Genomic DNA, 19,015 nt, shown 5'->3' with positions numbered 1-19,015 from the left:
ACGAACCTCTGGTGTACCGGTTGTGACGCCAGTCGCATCGCCGGGTAGCTATGTTCGGAAGGGATAACCGCTGAAAGCATCTAAGCGGGAAGCCTACCTCAAGATAAGATTTCCCCGAGACTTTATGTCTCCTAAAGAGCCGTTGAAGACTACGACGTTGATAGGTTGGATGTGGAAGTGCGGTGACGCATGAAGCTGACCAATACTAATTGCTCGTGAGGCTTGACTATACAACACCCAAACAGTTGTATGTAAAGCATCAATTGATTCACATATAATCAATCAAACTTGATTTAGTTGAAAAGCTAGATACAATGAACACCTTAAATTAACTCAAGTACTTCTGTTAATAACTCATTTGGTAGAAAGCCTTGGCGTCTAAATAAGACCAAAGCAAGTATCCATAAACAGTTGTGCTGGCGACAATAGCAAGAGTGAACCACCTGATCCCTTCCCGAACTCAGAAGTGAAACCTCTTAGCGCTGATGGTAGTGTGGGATTACCCATGTGAGAGTAAGTCATCGCCAGCTCATTATTTCAGACACCCCCAACCCGAATAGCATTGCTATGAGAGTTGGGGGTGTTTTTTTGTGTGGGGAAAATGGGAAAATATAGAAACAAGTTGATGAAATCGAGCATATGAGTTTTATTGTCTGCTCAGCGTAAAGAGAGTATAAAAAAAAGAGCGAGCCTATTTTATGAGGCAGTTCTTGACGTTAATAATTTACTCACTGGCAAATAAAAGAAGCTCAGCCAATCGTGATTTATTCATGAATCCATATTAAATCAAGAAGGTAGATATGAGATGAAAAAAATAATCGCTTGTGTCACCATTGGTCTAATGTCTTGGGCTGGAGTTGCCGCAGCCGATCAGACCAATATGCCATCCCATGTTGTGCTAACCACTTCTGCAATGAAGTGGGGTGAGGCACCATCGGTTTTTCCAAAAGGAGCTTCATTTACGGTTCTTTCTGGAGATCCGAGTAAAGCAGGCATTTTTGTTATACGACTTAAAATGCCTGCAGGTTATAAGATCATGCCACACTGGCATCCAACGGATGAGCATGTGACCGTGATCTCAGGCACATTTTCACTGGGCATGGGTGAAAAATTTAATAAGTCGATGATGAAGAAATTGCCAGTAGGCGGGTATGCACACCTTCCAGCAGAAATGCGGCATTATGCTATGGCAGTGACGCCAGTAACGGTTCAAGTTGAAGCAATGGGTCCATTTGCTTTGACTTATGTTAATCCTGCAGACGATCCGAGCAAACATTCTTCAAACAAGTAACCGTTGATCGATTGTTTAATTAGCGTAGTGACAGCTTGAATTTGTCGCTACGCTGTCATTTTTACTGCTTCAGTTGTATAAAAAAACTTTAAATTCTTCCTCATACATCGATGCTGCATAAATAGTGGCATACATTTTGTCAGCATGAAATCGGTCATAGATATGCTTTTTATAGGTGGCATTATGAATGTTGAAAATATGAAGCGGCGATTGATGTGGTACGGCATGATGTTGTTTTTTTTAGGGTTGCTAACGGGTTTTGCCGAAACAAATTTTAGCAACCTAAGAATGGGTTTGGCAGCACATTTAGAAGGTCTGATGAATGGAATATTCCTTCTGGTGCTAGGCGCGATATGGGGGGAGATCCAGCTATCTTCTCAGCTTCGAGCGGCAAGTTTTTGGCTGATGCTGTATGGAACTTATTCGAATTGGCTGTTTACCATGTTGGCGGCTGTGTTTGGCACAGGCGTTCTTTCACCGGTATTGGCTCCAGGTTTCAAGGCTGCTGTATGGCAGGAAGGCTTGGTTCAGATTGGATTTATATCAGTAGGTATTGCCATCACTGCTGGTACGGTCATTGCATTGTGGGGGCTGCGGCGTGATGCTCAGGAAATGAACTAGCATCAGCTCGGTAGCAAAAGGTCGAAAATAAAAAATTTGGCTATAGCGGCTGCTAGTAGTCGCTCAGGCGGCTCATCATATGGCACCTGCGATGTGAAAATCAGTCATCGCCAGCTTATTATATTTAAAGCTTCCTGATTTCATCTTTAATTGATGATAAAAGCTAAAAATACGCTTATTGTGGCGTATTTAAATGTTGCTCTCAAAAATTTTCACTATTTTGATGTTTAGACCAATAATGCTGATCTTTGGAAAGCTTTCTATTTTCCAGTATATCCGTTCTCGATTCTTTTTATTTAAGTAAGACCTCATCCAATGCCGAGGGCAGGTAATTTGTGCCTGTCATTTTGTTTACTGCAGCCTACAAACTCTGACAATCTTTCAATCAAACCTTCTTTAGTCTAATACGGATTTTTAAATTTTTTAATATATTGTTTTAAATGATAAAAATAAGAGTGAACGAAAGTTCACTTCTAAAAATGTAACAAAAACCCTTAATTTTAGTCTATTTGGGTCTGACATTTTCTGCCAAAAAATATTTGTCATACTTTGAAGGTATGGGTTTATGCCTTTCAGGTTTTGGACAAAATTCTGCCTAAAACTCATTGTAAGTTGAAACTTAAGTCTCACAACTGGAGGTGAGTACAAATGACAGCGACAACAATGAATGTAAATGCTGTAGTGGACCAAGCCAAGTTTAAGTCGTTTCATTTGAATCTTGTGCTGTGGTGCCTGTTTATCGTCTTATTTGATGGTTACGATTTAGCAATTAATGGGGTGGTCTTGCCCTTACTGATGAAAGAGTGGGGCATGAGTGCCGTACAGGCCGGTATGCTGGCAAGTACCGCCTTAGCTGGCATGATGTTTGGTGCGATGGGCTTTGGTATGCTGGCGGACAAAATTGGCCGCAAAAAAGTGATCTTAATTTGCGTTTCATTGTTCAGTCTGTTTACTTTTTTAGGCGGGTTTTCCTCTAATCCACTAGAATTTGGAATATTACGTTTTGTTGCAGGTCTGGGCATTGGTGGCGTATTGCCGAATTTAGTGGCTTTAACTTCCGAATATGCACCGCAACGTGTGCGCAGCACTTTAGTGACCACCATGTTTAGCGGCTATGCAGTAGGCGGTATTATGGCAGCGTTGTGTGGATCATGGTTTACCGCAGATTATGGCTGGCAAATCATGTTCTATATTGCAGTTATTCCTTTACTGTTTGTGCCATTATTTTGGAAATTCCTGCCGGAATCTTTAATGTTTTTGGTTAAAGCAAACAAACAAGATCAGGCGCGTTATTTTTTACAAAAAGTAGAGCCGGCAGCACAAGTATCCGCAAATACACAATTGGTTTTAGCTTCGACTGATCAAACGGGAAGTACCTCAGTAAAAGAATTGTTCACTGAAAATCGTGCTGTAGGAACATTCCTGTTTTGGCTTGCGTTTTTCATGTGCTTATTAATGCTTTATGCATTAGGCAGCTGGTTGCCAAAACTGATGATGGCAGCGGGTTATTCTTTAGGCAGCAGCTTAATGTTTTTACTGGCATTAAATATTGGAGCAGTGATTGGAACAATCAGTGGAGGAGTTTTAGCTGACCGCTTTGGCTTTAAACGCGTTCTGATCAGTATGTTAATTGTAGGTGTACTTTCTTTAGTAGGATTAGGCTTCAATTCTCCACAGCCGGTTATTTATTTACTGGTTAGCCTTGCAGGTGCTTCCTCAATTGGCAGCAGTATTTTACTGTATAGTTATGTTGCACAGTATTATCCGGTGGCTGTGCGTTCAACGGGTATAGGCTGGGCATCGGCAGTGGGCCGTACAGGAGCGATTGTCGGTCCAATCGTGATCGGTATGCTGTTGGGTATGGAACTGCCGCATAAATGGAATTTTATCGCTGTAGCTATTCCTGGAATTATTGGAGCAATTGCCGTGTTCTTGATTCGTACACCTAAAAAAGCTCAAGTTGAAGCAAAACCTGCCGTTTTGGCCGCGGCAAAACCGCGTCGTTCTTATAGCAGCTAAGTTATTGCAGTGAACTGATTGAATAGCAAAAGCCTCCTTCGGGAGGCTTTTTTTTATTTTAGACGCTATAAATATGTATAAAGTGCAGACATGAAAAAGCCCCGACATCCTGTCGAGGCTTTTTCGTATTCGTTAAAGGTATCACTCCTGTTCTACCTCAGCATCCAGCTGCTTTATACTTTTATTGTTTTTGTTTTTTAGAAACATCCTGTTTCTGTATGAGTTCAATATAGTCTGAATTCGTTTTCAGGCCTAGCCTTCATTTTCTGCAGTCTGTGTAAGCAAAAGCGTACAATATTGCTTTAAAAATGTGCTTCTACGCCAAGATAGGGGCCTTTAAATTTAAGTTTGGTTTCTGCATTTGAACCTTCTTCCAGCTGAATGTCCAAAATGCGATATCCGACTTTGGCACCCACATCTACTAATACGCTATCGATGAAGTTGTATTTGAGTTCTGCTTGAGCATCGGTAATTTGCTCATCATCCAGTGCAGCAAAACTGGCTTCAGCACCCGCACTTAAACCGGTAAAAGGCAGTTTTACCCCAGCCTGGGCATAAAGCATAGGGATCGTACTACTCACGTCCAAGGTGCTGGTATAGTTCTGAACAATATCTCCACTCAGGCGTTTGGCCCCAAAGCCCACATCAGCAGAGACAATATTGTCCAGCACTTCGTAATAGAGAATGAAATCTGTATAAGTGAGATCAACCTTGTTGCGGTTTACCCCGGAAAAACTTTCCTCACTATCTGCTTGTAAATGGCTATGCTTAAGTTTTGCATTGGGTAAAAATGGCAGCGGATGTTCGAGCGCAACCGAGAAGGAAAGACCGTGATCATCTTCCAGTTGTGCTTGTGGAAGTGGCGATGCCGGCTGGGTTAAATCGGTGCTATAGTTCCAATAATCAATACTGCCTTTCACTGCAATAATGTCGGCTTGGGCAGAACTGAAGGCACCCAGTCCAAGGGCTAGGCAAAGAATTTTGAATGGTTGCATGAGAATCCTGAAGTTGTGTAATCCGTTATTTTTGGAAAATCTTTTTTGTTACTTAAATAGCGTGAGTTGAGACTCAACTCAGCGCATCATATAGTGAATGCTAGAAAATTGCATCGTTGTTATTTCTCAAAATTAAAGCAAATTTAATCCAAAGCAGAGAGCAAAATACTTGAAAGCCATGCTTGCATTTTCGATGATTAAAGTGCGATCAATGAGTAACGAAACGATATATTGAATAACCCAAAGTTTTTATATCCAGCCGATATATTCCAACAAGTTTGTTATTGAATGATCGGAAAGGCGTAAAAATCAGCCGATTAAATGAACATTCGCACTCAATATATTATAAAAAATAGATGCATCGTAGAGAAATTACAGAAATTATTTTTAAAAGTGAGTATTGTTAAATTCATACAAAAGATGAGTTTGGATTTAAATTTTTAACCAAGATTCAATTTCAGGCTGATCTGTTTGCCATTTAGAACACGGCACCCACAAGGTGTGACCTCTAAATCAGACACAAGAATTATTTTTAAAGGTACTTTTTTTGCTCGCGATATAACCCAGATAACAAGCAGCATCTAAAGATACCTAAGGTTTAGGTGTTTTATGACAGATTCTCGTGAAAACTGGTCATCACGATCCGGCTTTATTATTGCCGCGGTCGGATCGGCTGTCGGTTTAGGTAATATTTGGCGCTTCCCCTACGTGGCCTATGAAAATGGCGGTGGCGCGTTTCTTATTCCTTATCTTATTGCTTTAATTACTGCAGGCTTACCGCTGTTATTTCTTGATTATGCAGTAGGGCATAGAAGTAATAGCTCACCGCCAAAAGCCTATCGCAAACTGTTCCGTGGCGGTGAAACATTGGGATGGTGGCAAGTCAGTGTCTGTATCATCATTGGCCTGTACTATGCCAGCGTTTTGACCTGGGCAGGCAGTTATGTGTACTTCTCCATTGGTCAGATGTGGGGCAGTGATCCGGAAGGTTTCTTCTTTAAAACCTATTTACAAACCAGCGAAGCTACAGGTTTTGACCCACGTTTTGTCAGCCATATTTTCTGGCCGTTGGCAGGAATTTGGGCCTTAACTCTGGTGATTTTATACGGTGGGGTGAAAAAGGGTGTGGAACTTTCCAACAAGATTTTCATGCCATTACTGTTTGTTTTATTTACTATTCTGGTGATTCAGGCACTGCGTTTACCGGGTGCGGTCGATGGCTTAAATGCCTTCTTTACCCCGAACTGGGCAGCCATGATGGACTACAAGGTGTGGTTGGCAGCCTATGGTCATACCTTCTTCTCGCTGTCAGTCGGTTTCGGGATCATGGTGACTTATGCCTCTTACTTAAAGCCGAAAACCAATTTAACCGGTTCGGGTTTAATCGTGGGCTTTGCCAATGCTTCTACGGAAATTCTAGCCGGTATCGGAATTTTCTCGGCGCTGGGGTTTATGGCCTATACCGCGAACAGCAATGTTCAGGATGTGGTCAGCGGCGGTATTGGTCTGGCATTTATTGCGTTCCCTAAAATCATTTCCAGCTTGGGTGCGGGTGCAGACCTGTTCGGTATCCTGTTCTTCTCTTCACTGTTTGTGGCAGGGATTTCATCGATGGTGAGCATTTTGGAAGTTCCAATTGCTGCCATGATGGACAAGCTGAAATGGGGCCGCAAGAAAGCGGTTACCATTGTCGGTGGTGGTAGTGCTGCTGTATCGATCGTTTTATTTTCCAGTGTGAACTCGATTAAGCTGGTAGATATTATTGACCATTTCATCAATAACATTGGCATTATTGGTGGCGCATTGCTGTCGATTATCAGTATTGCCTGGTTCAAGCGTTCGGCACTGGCGGAGATCCGGGATCACGTGAATGCTATTTCAACAGTACAATTAGGCAAGGGCTGGGATTTCACTTTAACGGTGATTACCTCTTTGATTTTGTTAGTTACTTTAGTAATGACCATTTATAACTTGTTATTAAAAGGCTATGGTGATTATAGTATAAGTATGCAATGGCTGTTTGGCTGGGGCTGCGTGATTTTCTGTGCTGTAGTGGCGTTTGTTTTAGCCAAAATGAAAGATCGCTAGGAGCGCAAATATGAATACTTCAGCAATTGTCATGATGATTATTTCCATGCTGTTCTTGTGGGGCGGGTTGGTGTTATCCATTCTGCACCTGACCAAACATCCAGAAGAGCTGGATGAGGTGCTGGAAGAAGTCAAGGATCAGCATACGCTTTAAATCAGCAAATTTTAGTTCATACTGATATCATTGTAAATGAAAGTCATTATCATTTAAGATAATGGCTTTCTTGTTTTTAAAATGGAGCATACAGATGCATACCATTTTGCAGCATCAAGTCTGGATCGCATTTGCAGTGACCTTTCTGGCAGGATTGGCCACCGTGATTGGTGGTGCTTTGGTTCTATTTTTTAAACAACCCAGCTATCGCGTGCTCTCTTTTGGCTTGGCTTTTTCTGCCGGTGCCATGGTCTATGTTTCACTGACAGAAATTTTAAATAAATCCATTCAGTCTTTTAGTCAGGCCTTTGATGCGAAATATGGTTTTGCCTTGGGTACTTTTGCCTTCCTGTTCGGAGTCATTCTGGTATTGCTGCTGGATCGTTTTGTGCCAAATCCGCATGAAACCATTGAACAGCAAAGCAGCGAAGATATTGATCAGCGACAATTGATGCGTACTGGTTTACTCACCTTATTTGCCATCACCGCACATAATCTTCCAGAAGGTCTGGCGACCTTTTTTGCCACCTTGGAAAGTCCGACCCTAGGTGCACCCTTAGCGGTTGCCATCGCCATTCACAATATTCCAGAAGGGGTCGCGATTGCACTGCCCGTGTATATGGCAACCGGACGTAAGGATTTGGCACTCGGGGCCAGTTTTGTTTCCGCTTTAGCAGAACCTTTGGGTGCTGCGCTGGGCTATTTTATTTTGGCGCCTTTTATGAGTTTTAGTGTTTATGGCGCGGTATTTGGTGTCATTGGCGGGGTGATGGTATTCCTGGCACTGGATGAACTGCTACCCACGGCCAAACGTTATGCCAAAGGGCATGAAACGGTGTATGGATTGGTTACCGGGATGGCATCGCTGGCGATTAGTTTGGTGATTTTTAAGTTTGTCAGTTAAAAAATATAGACACAAAAAAGGTGGCTCAAAAGCACTGCTGTGCCAAAATTTGAATTTTATTTTAGTACTGAATCAGCATGATGACTTCTTATCTTTAAATATTTGATATTTATATTTTTCACAGCCTTGTCTTTTCTTTAAAAGTTTAAGTGGCTTTGTGTAGGCTAAACCCTACTTTTGACAGACCAAAAGTAGGCAAAAGTCTTTATTCCCCATACACGACATCCTGAGCCAGTTTTAAGCACTGCTTTAAAACGCAGCGCAAGGATGGGGAATGTGTGGCATCCCTGCCACACTCGCGTATCTGACACATGGACTTCAACTATGGGATAGCAGTGGCTCAAAAGCCACCTTTTTTTGCATTTCAGCTTAAGCCGTTTTTTCAATTCGGCAATAGAAGAACCCATCGCCATAACCCACTTTCGGGAATAATTGACGACCGTGAATTTGTTCCATGCCCCAATCGGCTTCAATTTTTACTTCTTGAGCATCTGGGTGATTGGCAAAGAATTCGACCATTTGCTGTTCATTTTCTGCTTTTAAAATGGAGCAGGTGATGTAAAGCAAAGTGCCACCGACTTTCAGTTGCTGCCACATGTTTTCCAAAATTTGCTTTTGTAAAACCACTGTTTTTGCAATATCGCCAGATTGACGCAATAAACGGATATCTGGGTGACGACGCATCACACCAACAGCCGTACATGGTGCATCCAGCACGATGCAATCTGCGAGTTCAGGTGCCGTATAAGTCACAGCATCGGCGGTTTTGATTTCGACATGTTTGCCGTCTAGAACCAAACGATCAAGGTTTTCAACCACGCGTTTCAGGCGTTTTTCGTCTTGGTCTAGCGCGATGAGTTTTTTAGGCTGGAACTTCTCTAAAATGTGCGCCGTTTTGCCGCCTGGTGCTGCACAGGCATCAATCACAAATTTACCATCTAGGTTTGGCAGTAAGGTTGCGCAGAGTTGAGCATGTTCATCCTGTACCGAAAAACCGCCGGCTTCAAATCCCGGAAGGCTAGGAACATGCAAACTTTCATCCATCACAATACCGACTTCTGAAATTTCACAACGATGTGCATCGATGCCTTCATCTTCCAGAATATCGAGGTATTCATCACGGCTGACTTGGCGTGTATTGACACGTAAAGTCAGTGGCGCAATTTGTTTCAGCTCATAGCTGAGTTCATCAAACTGTTCGCCCCAGTCTTTTTTCAGACGTTTCGATAACCAGCTGGGTAAATTCGTCGCTTGTTCAAGTACGTCATAGAACTGTTCTGTTTCACGTGTCGCACGGCGTAAAATCGCATTGATTAAGCCACTTAGACTTCCCATACCGAGTTGTTTTGCAGCTTCTACTGTTTCAGAAATCGCGGCGTGAGCAGCAACACGTGTGCACAACAATTGGTACAAACCAAGGTATAAACAGGTTTCCACCACTTGGTTATCTACTGGTTTAGACAGTAAAGGTAAAGTCAGTTGTTTCAATGCATACCATTGACGTAAACAACCGAGTACCAATTCATGAAACAAAGCACGGTCTTTATCTGACACGATATTCATTTGCTGTGCGAGTACCGATTGCAGCGATTGACCATTTTGGACAGCCAATAACGTCTTCACTACCTGAGCACGTAAATTGAGATCTCGGGTAGAGGCGTTGGGAGATTGCTTCATTATAAAATTTGTCCAATAGTCAATTTTTGGGTTTGTAAAATTTGTACAGGGTTCAGCGGTTTCGCACCCGGCCATTGTAGCGAGCTTAAAATAATAATGCTGCCATTGGCACAGGCAACATGTACGCCTTTTTTATCAATGGCAAGGATTTCACCAGCTTGAGCTTGAGGCACAGCGGCTTCTGAAAGTTCAGAATGCCAAACGCGTAAATTATTTTGTTCATCAAGCTGAATGAATGCCACAGGCCACGGGTTAAACGCGCGAATATTACGGTCAATTTGCACAGCATCCAATGACCAATCAATTTTAGCTTCTGCTTTTGAAAGTTTATGTGCATATACGGTAAGAGCTTCATCTTGCACTTCACGCGTATCTAAATAGTGCTGCAAGCTTTGTTCAGATTCTAAAACAGCAGCGATCGCTGTTGCACCTTGTTCAGCCAGTTTGTCGTGCAAGCTGGCAGAAGTATCTGTTGCTTCAATCGGGCAGAGGGTTTTAAACATCATGTCGCCGGTATCGAGTCCAGCTGCCATTTTCATAATGGTCACACCAGTTTCAGCATCACCTGTTGCAATAGCACGTTGAATCGGTGCCGCACCGCGCCAACGCGGCAATAAAGATCCGTGAATATTCAAGCAACCATATTTAGGTGTGTCTAATACCACTTGCGGCAGAATTAAACCATAGGCTGCGACCACCATCACATCGGCATTTAAAGCAGCCAGTTCAGCTTGCGCAGCCAAGCCTTCTTCAGTTGAAGATTTAAAATGCAGAGGTTGATATACCGTAATATTATGTTCAAGTGCCAGCTGTTTTACAGCAGAAGCAGTGAGTTTTTGTCCTCGTCCAGCTTTGCGGTCCGGTTGAGTATAGACCGCAACAATTTCATGTTCGGTTTTAAGCAGTGCAGCCAATGCAGTGGCAGCAAATTCTGGTGTACCCGCAAAGATGATTTTCACACAAAAGCTTCCAAATAAACGTGATGTCTATTATAAGGCAAAAGCATTTATTCACCTAAATTGAGTCTTAACGCATAGAGAAGACGCTTATTTTTTATAAAAAAAAATTATGCAAAATTTAAAAATTATTCATGAAAGTTTTGTAATGAATTGGCAATGATGGCGTTATAGTAGATTTCATTAAAGATTTTTGTCATCAGATCGTCGAGACACATCCATCGATATATCGAGCATTCTATAGCATGAATTAGTCATCTTTAAAAACAATGACTTGTAGTATGATATGTTTAAAATTCGACTGATTTCATCTCTCGATCGTAAGATTTCGCCAGAGTGAATGAGCTCATTCAACTCAAGCACAACTTTGTTGGAATAACACAATGCCTGACTATCGTTCAAAAACATCGACACACGGAAGAAACATGGCGGGTGCGCGTGGCTTATGGCGCGCAACTGGTATGAAAGATGATGACTTCGGCAAGCCAATTATTGCGGTCGTAAACTCATTCACTCAGTTTGTACCGGGTCACGTTCATCTGAAAGACTTAGGTCAGCTGGTGGCGCGTCAAATTGAACAGGCAGGCGGTGTAGCCAAAGAATTCAACACCATTGCTGTCGACGACGGCATCGCAATGGGCCATGACGGCATGCTGTATTCATTGCCATCACGTGACTTAATTGCTGACTCAGTAGAATACATGGTCAATGCACACTGTGCAGATGCCATGGTGTGTATTTCGAACTGTGACAAAATCACCCCGGGGATGTTGATGGCAGCAATGCGCCTTAACATTCCAGTAGTATTTGTCTCTGGCGGCCCAATGGAAGCGGGTAAAGTGCAAATCCGTGGTGGTGAACAGGCGATTGACCTTGTTGATGCCATGATTGTCGCAGCAGATGACAACTACACAGACGAAGAAGTAAAAGCTTACGAACGTTCTGCATGTCCAACCTGTGGTTCATGTTCAGGCATGTTCACTGCCAACTCAATGAACTGCTTAACTGAAGCGCTTGGTCTATCTTTACCAGGTAATGGTTCGACACTTGCAACTCATGCCAACCGTAAAAAGTTATTCGAAAAAGCTGGTCAATTGATCGTTGAAATCACCAAGCGTCATTATGAGCAAAATGATTACAGCGTATTGCCACGTAATGTTGCAACGAAAGCATCGTATGAAAATGCCATGACTTTGGACATTGCGATGGGTGGTTCAACCAATACAGTTCTACATTTATTGGCTGCTGCACATGAAGCAGAAGTTGACTTTACCATGGACGATATTGATCGTTTATCGCGTAAAGTACCAGTACTGTGTAAAGTTGCACCTGCGGTTAAAAACGTTCATATGGAAGACATTCACCGTGCCGGCGGCATTATGTCGATCTTGGGTGAATTAGACCGTGGTGGTTTACTGGATACCTCTGTACCAACGGTTCATGAAGCAACTTTAAAAGATGCTTTAGACAAGTGGGATATTATCCGTACTGAAGATGAACAGGTTTATCAATTCTTTAAATCAGCACCGGGCGGTGTACCAACACAAACTGCATTCTCACAAGATCGTTACTACACGCGTTTAGATGGCGACCGTGAAAAGGGTGTGATTCGTAATGTTGAACATGCCTTCTCGCAAGACGGTGGTTTAGCAGTTCTTTACGGTAACATCGCACTGGATGGTTGTATCGTAAAAACAGCAGGCGTTGACGAATCAATTTTAAAATTCAACGGCACAGCGCGTGTATTTGAAAGCCAAGATGCTGCTGTAGAAGCGATTTTAGGTGGAAAAATTACCGCAGGTGATGTGGTTGTGATTCGTTACGAAGGTCCACGCGGCGGTCCGGGCATGCAAGAAATGCTTTATCCAACCAGTTACTTAAAATCTAAAGGTTTGGGTAAAGATTGTGCCTTAATCACGGATGGTCGTTTCTCTGGCGGTTCGTCAGGTCTTTCTATTGGTCATATTTCACCAGAAGCAGCAGAAGGCGGTGCGATTGCCTTGGTTGAAGATGGCGATTTAATCGAAATCGACATTCCAAACCGTACCATCAACCTGGCTGTGGACGAAGCAACCATGGCTGCTCGCCGTGCAGCGCAAGAAGCCAAAGGCTGGCATCCAGTGGAAGAGCGTCCACGTAAAATTTCGAAAGCATTAAAAGCCTATGCGATGCATACCACAAGTGCTGCGAAAGGTGCGGTACGTGAAATCTAAGCGGTAATTTTTATAGATAAAAGCACTCCAGATGGGGTGCTTTTTTATTGATTGTTAAAAATAGCACGGTCGCATTTTACTTTGTGATTTTGCAATCATATTGCGTAGATGATGTTTTACTTTTGACAGCGCAAAAGTAACAAAACGCTTTTGTTTCGCTGATGCTACCTCCTTGTAGCACAGCAAAACAGCAACATCCATGTCGCTCAGTCATGTGATTAAAGAGTTTTAAGAGTTCATTAAAAATATTTTTCTGCAGGGTAATTTCTTTTACATATCGTATGCCTTCTATACAATGATCCTAGAATAGATCGCTACAGACTGAAGCTTAAAATCAGCCATCGCCAAGGAACAAAACAATGAGTAAAGAAAATATCCGCGAACATTCAGCACCGGTTTATGAAGGTATTGAAAATGCGCCAGCACGTTCCATGATGCGTGCCACAGGTTTTAAAGATGCAGACTTTACCCGCCCATTTATTGGGATCGCTTCAACTTGGGCCAATGTCACGCCATGTAATATGCACATTGATGGCTTGGCTCGTGAAGTAGAAAAGGGCGTCAATGCTGCTAACGGTAAAGGCATTATTTTCAATACCATTACTATTTCTGACGGTATCTCAAACGGTACCGAAGGCATGAAATACTCTCTGGTTTCACGTGAAATTATTGCCGATTCGATTGAAGCCGTGGTCGGCTGTCAGGCCTATGATGGGGTAATTGCGATTGGCGGCTGTGACAAAAACATGCCCGGTTGCATCATGGGGCTGGCGCGTTTAAACCGTCCAGGCCTGTTCATTTATGGCGGAACCATTAAACCGGGCGCTGGCCATACCGACATGATTTCGGTTTTTGAAGCTGTGGGCCAGCATGCCAAAGGTGAGATCAACGAAATTCAGGTCAAGCAGATTGAAGAAGTTGCACTACCGGGGCCGGGTTCATGTGGCGGCATGTATACCGCCAACTCGATGGCCTCTGCGATTGAAGCCTTAGGCATGAGCTTGCCGGGTTCATCGGCACAGGAAGCGGTGTCTGAAGAGAAAAAAATCGACTGTCTGCGTGCCGGCGAAGCCGTGATGAACCTGCTGCGTTTAGACATTAAACCGCGTGACATCATGACCAAGGCAGCCTTTGAAAATTCCATTAAAGTGCTGATTGCACTGGGTGGCTCGACCAATGGTGTGCTGCATTTATTGGCCATGGCCCATACCGCAGGTGTAGAACTGTCACTGGATGACTTTGTTCGCATAGGTAAAGATATTCCGGTGGTGGCAGATGTACGTCCATCAGGCAAATACCTGATGTCTGAACTGATAGCCATTGGCGGAATCCAACCTTTAATGAAACGCATGCTGAATGCCGGCATGCTGGACGGTTCCTGCTTAACCGTAACCGGTAAAACCTTGGCTGAAAATCTGGCCGATGTCGAAGATTATCCTGAAGGTCAGCAAATTATTTTGCCATTTGATGCACCGATCAAAAAAGACTCTCACCTTGTAGTATTAAAAGGCAATTTATCACCAACAGGTGCGGTGGCGAAAATCACCGGTAAAGAAGGTCTGTATTTTGAAGGGCCGGCACGTGTGTTTGAAGGTGAAATTGGTGCCATGCGCGGGATTTTGGACGGCGAAGTGCAGGAAGGCGAAGTTGTGGTAATTCGTGGTGAAGGGCCGAAAGGCGGGCCGGGTATGCCGGAAATGCTGAAACCAACCTCTGCCATTATTGGTAAAGGTCTCGGTAAATCGGTTGCCTTACTGACAGATGGCCGTTTCTCCGGTGGTAGCCATGGTTTTGTGATTGGCCATGTGACCCCTGAAGCCTATGAAGGCGGGCCAATTGGTCTGGTTAAAAATGGCGATAAAATTTCCATTAATGCCGAAACCCGTGAAATGACACTGCATATTTCCGATGAAGAACTGGCAGCGCGTAAAGCGGCCTGGGTCAAGCCTGAACCGAATTATCGCTATGGTGCTTTAGCGAAGTTTGCCAAATTGACTACAGGGGCTGAAAAAGGGGCAGTTACCGATCTAAATTTAGATGTATAATTGATCATTCCCTAACAAATTGTTATAAACCCTTGTAGCACACAAGGGTTTTTTTTCGAGGCTGATCTCATGTCACTGTTACGCCGTTGGTTTGATCCACTTCGATCGAGTTGGTTTTACCAAAAACCGACTCGTCAGGTGGTGTTATCTACGGAGCAGGGCTTAAGCATCCACTTGCGTCTGGATGATGTCTATAGCTACCTGGCTGTACAGCAGTTACCTGAACTTGAAGAAATTTTAAGTGATGAGATCAAGCCGTTAAAGGTGATTATTTCCAGTCGAACGGCAGAACCTCCCAATCATATGTCCAAGATGGAGTGGCAGAATTACTGCCTCAATGATGCAAAAATTCTATCCAAACAGCATCGCTTCAGTTTTCATGAAACCCCAGAACAACCGCCACTTGAGGCCATAGCTCAAGCAGAAACCATCCTGCGCAACACCCCCTTACGCGGTCAAGATTTCCTGTATTTACTCGAAGACGTGTTCCACATGCTGTGGCAAAAACAGTATGGCAAATTACGTACCTTGCACGCCATGGCGAGCCGCCATCATCAAGCACAAAACTTTCCGGAACGGATTTTTAACGATAGCGAAGTTCTGGTCAGTTATTTTGAATTTGGTGAACGCAAATACCATGCAGTAGATGATCTGCTGCGTTTGACCCGCCGTTTAAAACAACAAAAATTGCTGACCGGCAATCCCATTTTCCTGATTAATCATATCGAGTGGCGTGAACATCTGATTAGCGATGCAGAAGAACTCAATGAAATTCAGGCGCTCGATCCGGAACTGGATTTATATATTGCCCTCGAAGATCCAATTTCCTGGCTATTATTGGCTTATATTAAAGAAGAGCTGGCCAATTTCTATAATATTCAACTGAATGTTTATCCATTGTCTTATCATCGACGCGATTTGTTTGATTGGGGACTGGCGACTCGTCTTTCAAAACGTACCGAAGTGAAATTTACCCCATTTTGCCGTCCGACCCAGCAAGCGACTTATGAGATGGCGAAACTGTTCTATAGCGTGCCTGAAGAGCAGCGCGTGGAAGCCATGTACAGCATTTTGCAGGCAGTCTGGACCAAAGGGAAAGACCTGTCATTTAAGCCACATTTTGACCAAATTCAGCATGATTTGGAAATTAGTGAACTCACCCAGGCAGATATTAGTGCCAAATTAAAAGAAAATGACATACTCTGTGAAATGAAGTCTCAGCCAGATTTTCCGGTTCTGGAGTTGCGCATTGATGGTCAAAGTTATGTGTTTAATAGCTTATATCGGGTCTGGATGATTGAAAGTATTTTTAGTAATGTTTTAGAAGACCAATATAAAAGTGAAAATGATGATAGCAAAGATGAAGAAAGAGAAATGTGAGTCTTTAGAACAAGCCCGTGCAAAGATTGATGCAATTGATACTGCACTCATTGAAATCATTGCCACCCGTCAATTTTATGTCGATCAGGCTGCGCGTTTTAAGCGTAGCGTACAGGACGTGCAATCCCCTGAACGGGTAGAGCAGGTCATTCAGAAAGTACGTGCACAAGCACTAGATTTGGGCACCGATCCTGATCTGGTAGAACATTTATACCGTGAAATGATTCAGCGTTTTATTCAACGTGAATTGAAAGAAATCCGTCCTTAATTTTATCCTGTTAACGCCTATAAAAAATAAGACACCTGAAAAGGTGTCTTATTGGTTAATGCTGATCAGTTAAGGAGTTTCGAAATAGACTCTTTAGCTTTTTAGCAGTTCACGACGGAGTCTTACCGTTTTAAATCAAAGTCTTGCAGCTCATTTGTTACTTTGGTTTCGCCCAAATGAGAAGCGCAGCTTCGCAAGGAAGGCATCTTGCGGAGTAATACTCCTCACCGCAAAACTCGTCAGCCACTATCAACTAGCAAATTTATCGCAGAAACAATCATTTTTTAATCTTGCGGTGCAATGCACCTCATGCCTCAAACAGTTGCGGATGACTTTTCCACATATCAACTACAGTCATGAATTTAAAAAAGAAAATACCTGTCAATTTCTTAACTGACTGGCATTAGTCTTATTGGTGGCTTATACCTATTATGCTAAACGGTAATAGGTATAACGAACCTGATCATTCTTATAAACCGCATGACTTTTTTGGCGGAAATCAGAAACCCATTGATTACCGGTATAGGCAGCAATATGCCCATAGACATGCTTCTGGGTACGGTGAATGATATAAATATCACCTTCTTTCGGATTGTCAAAAGAAGGATTGATTTTTTTATAACCAATCGTCTGCAGGGTGTTGCCCCAATCTGAAGCTGCCACAGGATGGTTTAAAATTCTCGCACCAGCCGACTGTAGTGCAATTCGGATGCTTCGTGCACATTTTTTGGTACTGGTGGCTGATGCCATACTGTGCAACTTTTGCGTGAATTTACGTACATCCAGATAGGGAATACCTTTATTTTTGGAATTTTTGGTGCCTGAACCTGCTTGGTTTTTCTGGAAATTTTGGGAGATTACCGCAGTATTCTGATCTGCAGTGTTAATCATATTGCTATGATGTCCATCATAAATCATTCTTAAATCTCTACCTTATCTTCAATTGCTTTTAGAAAAAATAGACAGCATTTTCAGAACTAAAACCCGAATATTTTTTCCCTAAATGGCACAAATGCTATGTTATTACATAGCCTATTTATGCGAAGCGCGTACTTTAAAGAGCTTTTGTTTAAAAATCCACCCGTTTTAGGCTTGAAAACCAGCGATTTTGGGCGAAAAAAGAGCTAAATTTGCCGAAATTAGGGTAAAAAATGATCACAATATAGCTCACAAATCATACAGTTAAGCTCAGCTTAATAATGTGTTATTAATTGATGGAATCTTTATGTAAACATGCATTCAATTGATTAATTATTAATCTAAAATTAACAATTTGTCATATTTATAGGGCTGGTTTTTAACATTTCACGACCGAAAAGCCTCAATTTTTTATTGAGGCTAAGTCCCAAAAACAATGATTTTTTAATCTGCCTCATTCACCTAGCATAGCTTTTGAATTTTTAAGGATGCTGAAGATGATTGGCTTTGTGATTGGGGTATTTGCCATTGCCGGCATGATTAAAGGTACCCTAGGACTGGGTTTACCGGCAGTTTCCATGGCTTTGCTGACGATTTTTATGAGTCCCTTTCAAGCGGCTACCCTGCTGATCGTACCGTCGATGGTCACCAATTTCTGGCAACTGTTTGCCGAAGGGCAAGTGCTGAGACTGGTGCGCCGTTTTTGGCCTTTATTGCTGGGTATTATTGCCGGTTCCATCTGGAGTATTTTCCCAACACTCGGCCAGGGCGAATTTCAAAGTGAGGCTTTGCTTGGGGGAATGCTGGCCTTGTATGGTGTGTATGGCCTATTTGCGAAGAATATGCCCAATCTGGCCGCGCATGAAAAATGCTTATCTCCCATTATCGGCTATCTCGGGGGAGCCTTAACCGTGGCTACAGGGGTAGTGGTGATTCCTGTGGTGCCTTATTTGCAAGCGCTGCATTTAAAACGCGATGACCTTGTTCAGTCGCTCGGCTTGGCCTTTACCACTTCAACCCTTTGTCTGGCGGTATTTCTGCATCAGAATCCGGCGGAAAATATTCCAATGGACTATAAGATGTCGTTGATCGCCTTATTCCCTGCATTAATGGGAATGTGGCTGGGAACCAAAATCCGCTATCGCATTCCGGAACAAAAGTTTCGTAAAATATTCTTTTGTGGCCTGGTCATTTTTGGCGCGTATATGGTGCTGCATCAGTTCGGCCTGATTTAAGGCATTATTAAAATGGGCTGTGTACAATAGATCTTGTATCTTGGAGCATGTAGTGATTAGCTTCCACTATATGCAAATAGTAGAGTTTGTAATAGACCTAAGACTTCTAGTCTGTGAAAGAGATAAAACCTGCTATTTGCCCTAACCACTTGCACAACTCTGGACGGTAACTAAGCACTTTGATGCTGTATTCACAAGAAAAGACGGTGGTTATGCTGTAAGAATAATTAAATAAATAAAGCAGGTAAAGA

Annotated in this window: 15 protein-coding genes and 2 rRNA genes; 13 read left to right on the top strand and 4 right to left on the bottom strand. The window is 42.8% G+C overall.

Features of this window, described 5'->3' with window-relative positions; all coding sequences use genetic code 11:
* The 5 genes from B9T26_RS15335 to B9T26_RS15315 form a co-directional block, all read left to right on the top strand.
* Window positions 1–230: ribosomal RNA gene (locus B9T26_RS15335) — 23S ribosomal RNA — on the top strand; the annotation flags it as partial.
* Between the two features lie 185 nt (window positions 231–415).
* Window positions 416–530, top strand: a 5S ribosomal RNA gene (gene rrf / locus B9T26_RS15330).
* Window positions 531–805: 275 nt separating this feature from the next.
* Window positions 806–1,291, top strand: a complete 486-nt coding sequence (locus B9T26_RS15325; RefSeq protein WP_086200502.1) for a cupin domain-containing protein — start codon at window positions 806–808, stop codon at window positions 1,289–1,291.
* A 198-nt stretch (window positions 1,292–1,489) separates the two neighbouring features.
* Window positions 1,490–1,912, top strand: a complete 423-nt coding sequence (locus B9T26_RS15320) for a hydrogenase (RefSeq protein WP_227518821.1) — start codon at window positions 1,490–1,492, stop codon at window positions 1,910–1,912.
* Window positions 1,913–2,560: 648 nt separating this feature from the next.
* A complete protein-coding gene (locus B9T26_RS15315; protein WP_086200501.1) occupies window positions 2,561–3,931 on the top strand; it encodes an MFS transporter in 1,371 nt (456 codons plus the stop codon).
* Window positions 3,932–4,233: 302 nt separating this feature from the next.
* Here the strand turns inward: B9T26_RS15315 and B9T26_RS15310 are convergent, their stop codons facing one another.
* Window positions 4,234–4,926, bottom strand: coding sequence for a TIGR04219 family outer membrane beta-barrel protein (locus tag B9T26_RS15310; protein WP_086200500.1), 693 nt, complete (start codon window positions 4,924–4,926; stop codon window positions 4,234–4,236).
* 609 nt (window positions 4,927–5,535) lie between these two features.
* Here B9T26_RS15310 and B9T26_RS15305 point away from each other — a divergent pair.
* The 3 genes from B9T26_RS15305 to zupT all read left to right on the top strand — a co-directional run bounded on the left by B9T26_RS15305 (window position 5,536) and on the right by zupT (window position 8,072).
* On the top strand, window positions 5,536–7,014 hold the full coding sequence (locus B9T26_RS15305) for a sodium-dependent transporter (protein ID WP_086200499.1): 1,479 nt from the start codon (window positions 5,536–5,538) through the stop codon (window positions 7,012–7,014).
* A gap of 10 nt (window positions 7,015–7,024) precedes the next feature.
* Window positions 7,025–7,168, top strand: a complete 144-nt coding sequence (locus tag B9T26_RS15300; RefSeq protein WP_086200498.1) for a methionine/alanine import family NSS transporter small subunit — start codon at window positions 7,025–7,027, stop codon at window positions 7,166–7,168.
* A 94-nt stretch (window positions 7,169–7,262) separates the two neighbouring features.
* Complete coding sequence (gene zupT / locus B9T26_RS15295; RefSeq protein ID WP_086200497.1) at window positions 7,263–8,072, top strand: zinc transporter ZupT; 810 nt, start codon at window positions 7,263–7,265, stop codon at window positions 8,070–8,072.
* A gap of 369 nt (window positions 8,073–8,441) precedes the next feature.
* On the opposite strand, the gene rsmB is transcribed toward zupT, so the two are convergent.
* Both rsmB and fmt read right to left on the bottom strand, forming a co-directional pair.
* Window positions 8,442–9,749, bottom strand: a complete 1,308-nt coding sequence (gene rsmB, locus B9T26_RS15290; RefSeq protein ID WP_086200496.1) for a 16S rRNA (cytosine(967)-C(5))-methyltransferase RsmB — start codon at window positions 9,747–9,749, stop codon at window positions 8,442–8,444.
* Window positions 9,749–10,708 (bottom strand): methionyl-tRNA formyltransferase, encoded by a 960-nt coding sequence (gene fmt / locus B9T26_RS15285; protein ID WP_086200495.1) that lies wholly within the window; start codon window positions 10,706–10,708, stop codon window positions 9,749–9,751. The genes rsmB and fmt overlap by 1 nt, the downstream gene beginning before the upstream one ends.
* Window positions 10,709–11,088: 380 nt before the next feature.
* Between fmt and ilvD (B9T26_RS15280) the strand changes: the two genes are divergently transcribed.
* From ilvD (B9T26_RS15280) to B9T26_RS15265, 4 genes are all read left to right on the top strand, one after another.
* Complete coding sequence (ilvD, locus tag B9T26_RS15280) at window positions 11,089–12,918, top strand: dihydroxy-acid dehydratase (protein ID WP_086200494.1); 1,830 nt, start codon at window positions 11,089–11,091, stop codon at window positions 12,916–12,918.
* Window positions 12,919–13,277: 359 nt separating this feature from the next.
* On the top strand, window positions 13,278–14,963 hold the full coding sequence (gene ilvD, locus B9T26_RS15275) for a dihydroxy-acid dehydratase (RefSeq protein WP_086200493.1): 1,686 nt from the start codon (window positions 13,278–13,280) through the stop codon (window positions 14,961–14,963).
* 69 nt (window positions 14,964–15,032) lie between these two features.
* The gene (locus tag B9T26_RS15270) at window positions 15,033–16,343 is read left to right on the top strand and encodes a hypothetical protein (protein WP_086200492.1); all 1,311 of its coding nucleotides are present in this window, start codon (window positions 15,033–15,035) and stop codon (window positions 16,341–16,343) included.
* The gene (locus B9T26_RS15265; protein ID WP_086200491.1) at window positions 16,324–16,611 is read left to right on the top strand and encodes a chorismate mutase; all 288 of its coding nucleotides are present in this window, start codon (window positions 16,324–16,326) and stop codon (window positions 16,609–16,611) included. The genes B9T26_RS15270 and B9T26_RS15265 overlap by 20 nt, the downstream gene beginning before the upstream one ends.
* A gap of 429 nt (window positions 16,612–17,040) precedes the next feature.
* On the opposite strand, the gene B9T26_RS15260 is transcribed toward B9T26_RS15265, so the two are convergent.
* On the bottom strand, window positions 17,041–17,529 hold the full coding sequence (locus tag B9T26_RS15260) for a hypothetical protein (RefSeq protein ID WP_413772773.1): 489 nt from the start codon (window positions 17,527–17,529) through the stop codon (window positions 17,041–17,043).
* 497 nt (window positions 17,530–18,026) lie between these two features.
* Here B9T26_RS15260 and B9T26_RS15255 point away from each other — a divergent pair, with 497 nt between their 5' ends.
* Window positions 18,027–18,764, top strand: a complete 738-nt coding sequence (locus B9T26_RS15255) for a sulfite exporter TauE/SafE family protein (RefSeq protein ID WP_086200490.1) — start codon at window positions 18,027–18,029, stop codon at window positions 18,762–18,764.
* The last annotated feature ends 251 nt before the right edge of the window (window positions 18,765–19,015 follow it).

The organism is Acinetobacter sp. ANC 4169, assembly GCF_002135355.1.
GTDB lineage: Bacteria > Pseudomonadota > Gammaproteobacteria > Pseudomonadales > Moraxellaceae > Acinetobacter.
This window is presented reverse-complemented; position numbering and strand designations above follow the sequence as displayed.

Bases quoted from the DNA above. Each gene is read 5' to 3' on its own strand.
- B9T26_RS15325 (WP_086200502.1), top strand. From the start codon at position 806: ATGAAAAAAATAATCGCTTGTGTCACCATTGGTCTAATGTCTTGGGCT.
- B9T26_RS15320 (WP_227518821.1), top strand. From the start codon at position 1,490: ATGAAGCGGCGATTGATGTGGTACGGCATGATGTTGTTTTTTTTAGGG.
- B9T26_RS15315 (WP_086200501.1), top strand. From the start codon at position 2,561: ATGACAGCGACAACAATGAATGTAAATGCTGTAGTGGACCAAGCCAAG.
- B9T26_RS15310 (WP_086200500.1), bottom strand. From the start codon at position 4,926: ATGCAACCATTCAAAATTCTTTGCCTAGCCCTTGGACTGGGTGCCTTC.
- B9T26_RS15305 (WP_086200499.1), top strand. From the start codon at position 5,536: ATGACAGATTCTCGTGAAAACTGGTCATCACGATCCGGCTTTATTATT.
- B9T26_RS15300 (WP_086200498.1), top strand. From the start codon at position 7,025: ATGAATACTTCAGCAATTGTCATGATGATTATTTCCATGCTGTTCTTG.
- zupT (WP_086200497.1), top strand. From the start codon at position 7,263: ATGCATACCATTTTGCAGCATCAAGTCTGGATCGCATTTGCAGTGACC.
- rsmB (WP_086200496.1), bottom strand. From the start codon at position 9,749: ATGAAGCAATCTCCCAACGCCTCTACCCGAGATCTCAATTTACGTGCT.
- ilvD (WP_086200494.1), top strand. From the start codon at position 11,089: ATGCCTGACTATCGTTCAAAAACATCGACACACGGAAGAAACATGGCG.
- ilvD (WP_086200493.1), top strand. From the start codon at position 13,278: ATGAGTAAAGAAAATATCCGCGAACATTCAGCACCGGTTTATGAAGGT.
- B9T26_RS15270 (WP_086200492.1), top strand. From the start codon at position 15,033: ATGTCACTGTTACGCCGTTGGTTTGATCCACTTCGATCGAGTTGGTTT.
- B9T26_RS15265 (WP_086200491.1), top strand. From the start codon at position 16,324: ATGAAGAAAGAGAAATGTGAGTCTTTAGAACAAGCCCGTGCAAAGATT.
- B9T26_RS15260 (WP_413772773.1), bottom strand. From the start codon at position 17,529: ATGATTTATGATGGACATCATAGCAATATGATTAACACTGCAGATCAG.
- B9T26_RS15255 (WP_086200490.1), top strand. From the start codon at position 18,027: ATGATTGGCTTTGTGATTGGGGTATTTGCCATTGCCGGCATGATTAAA.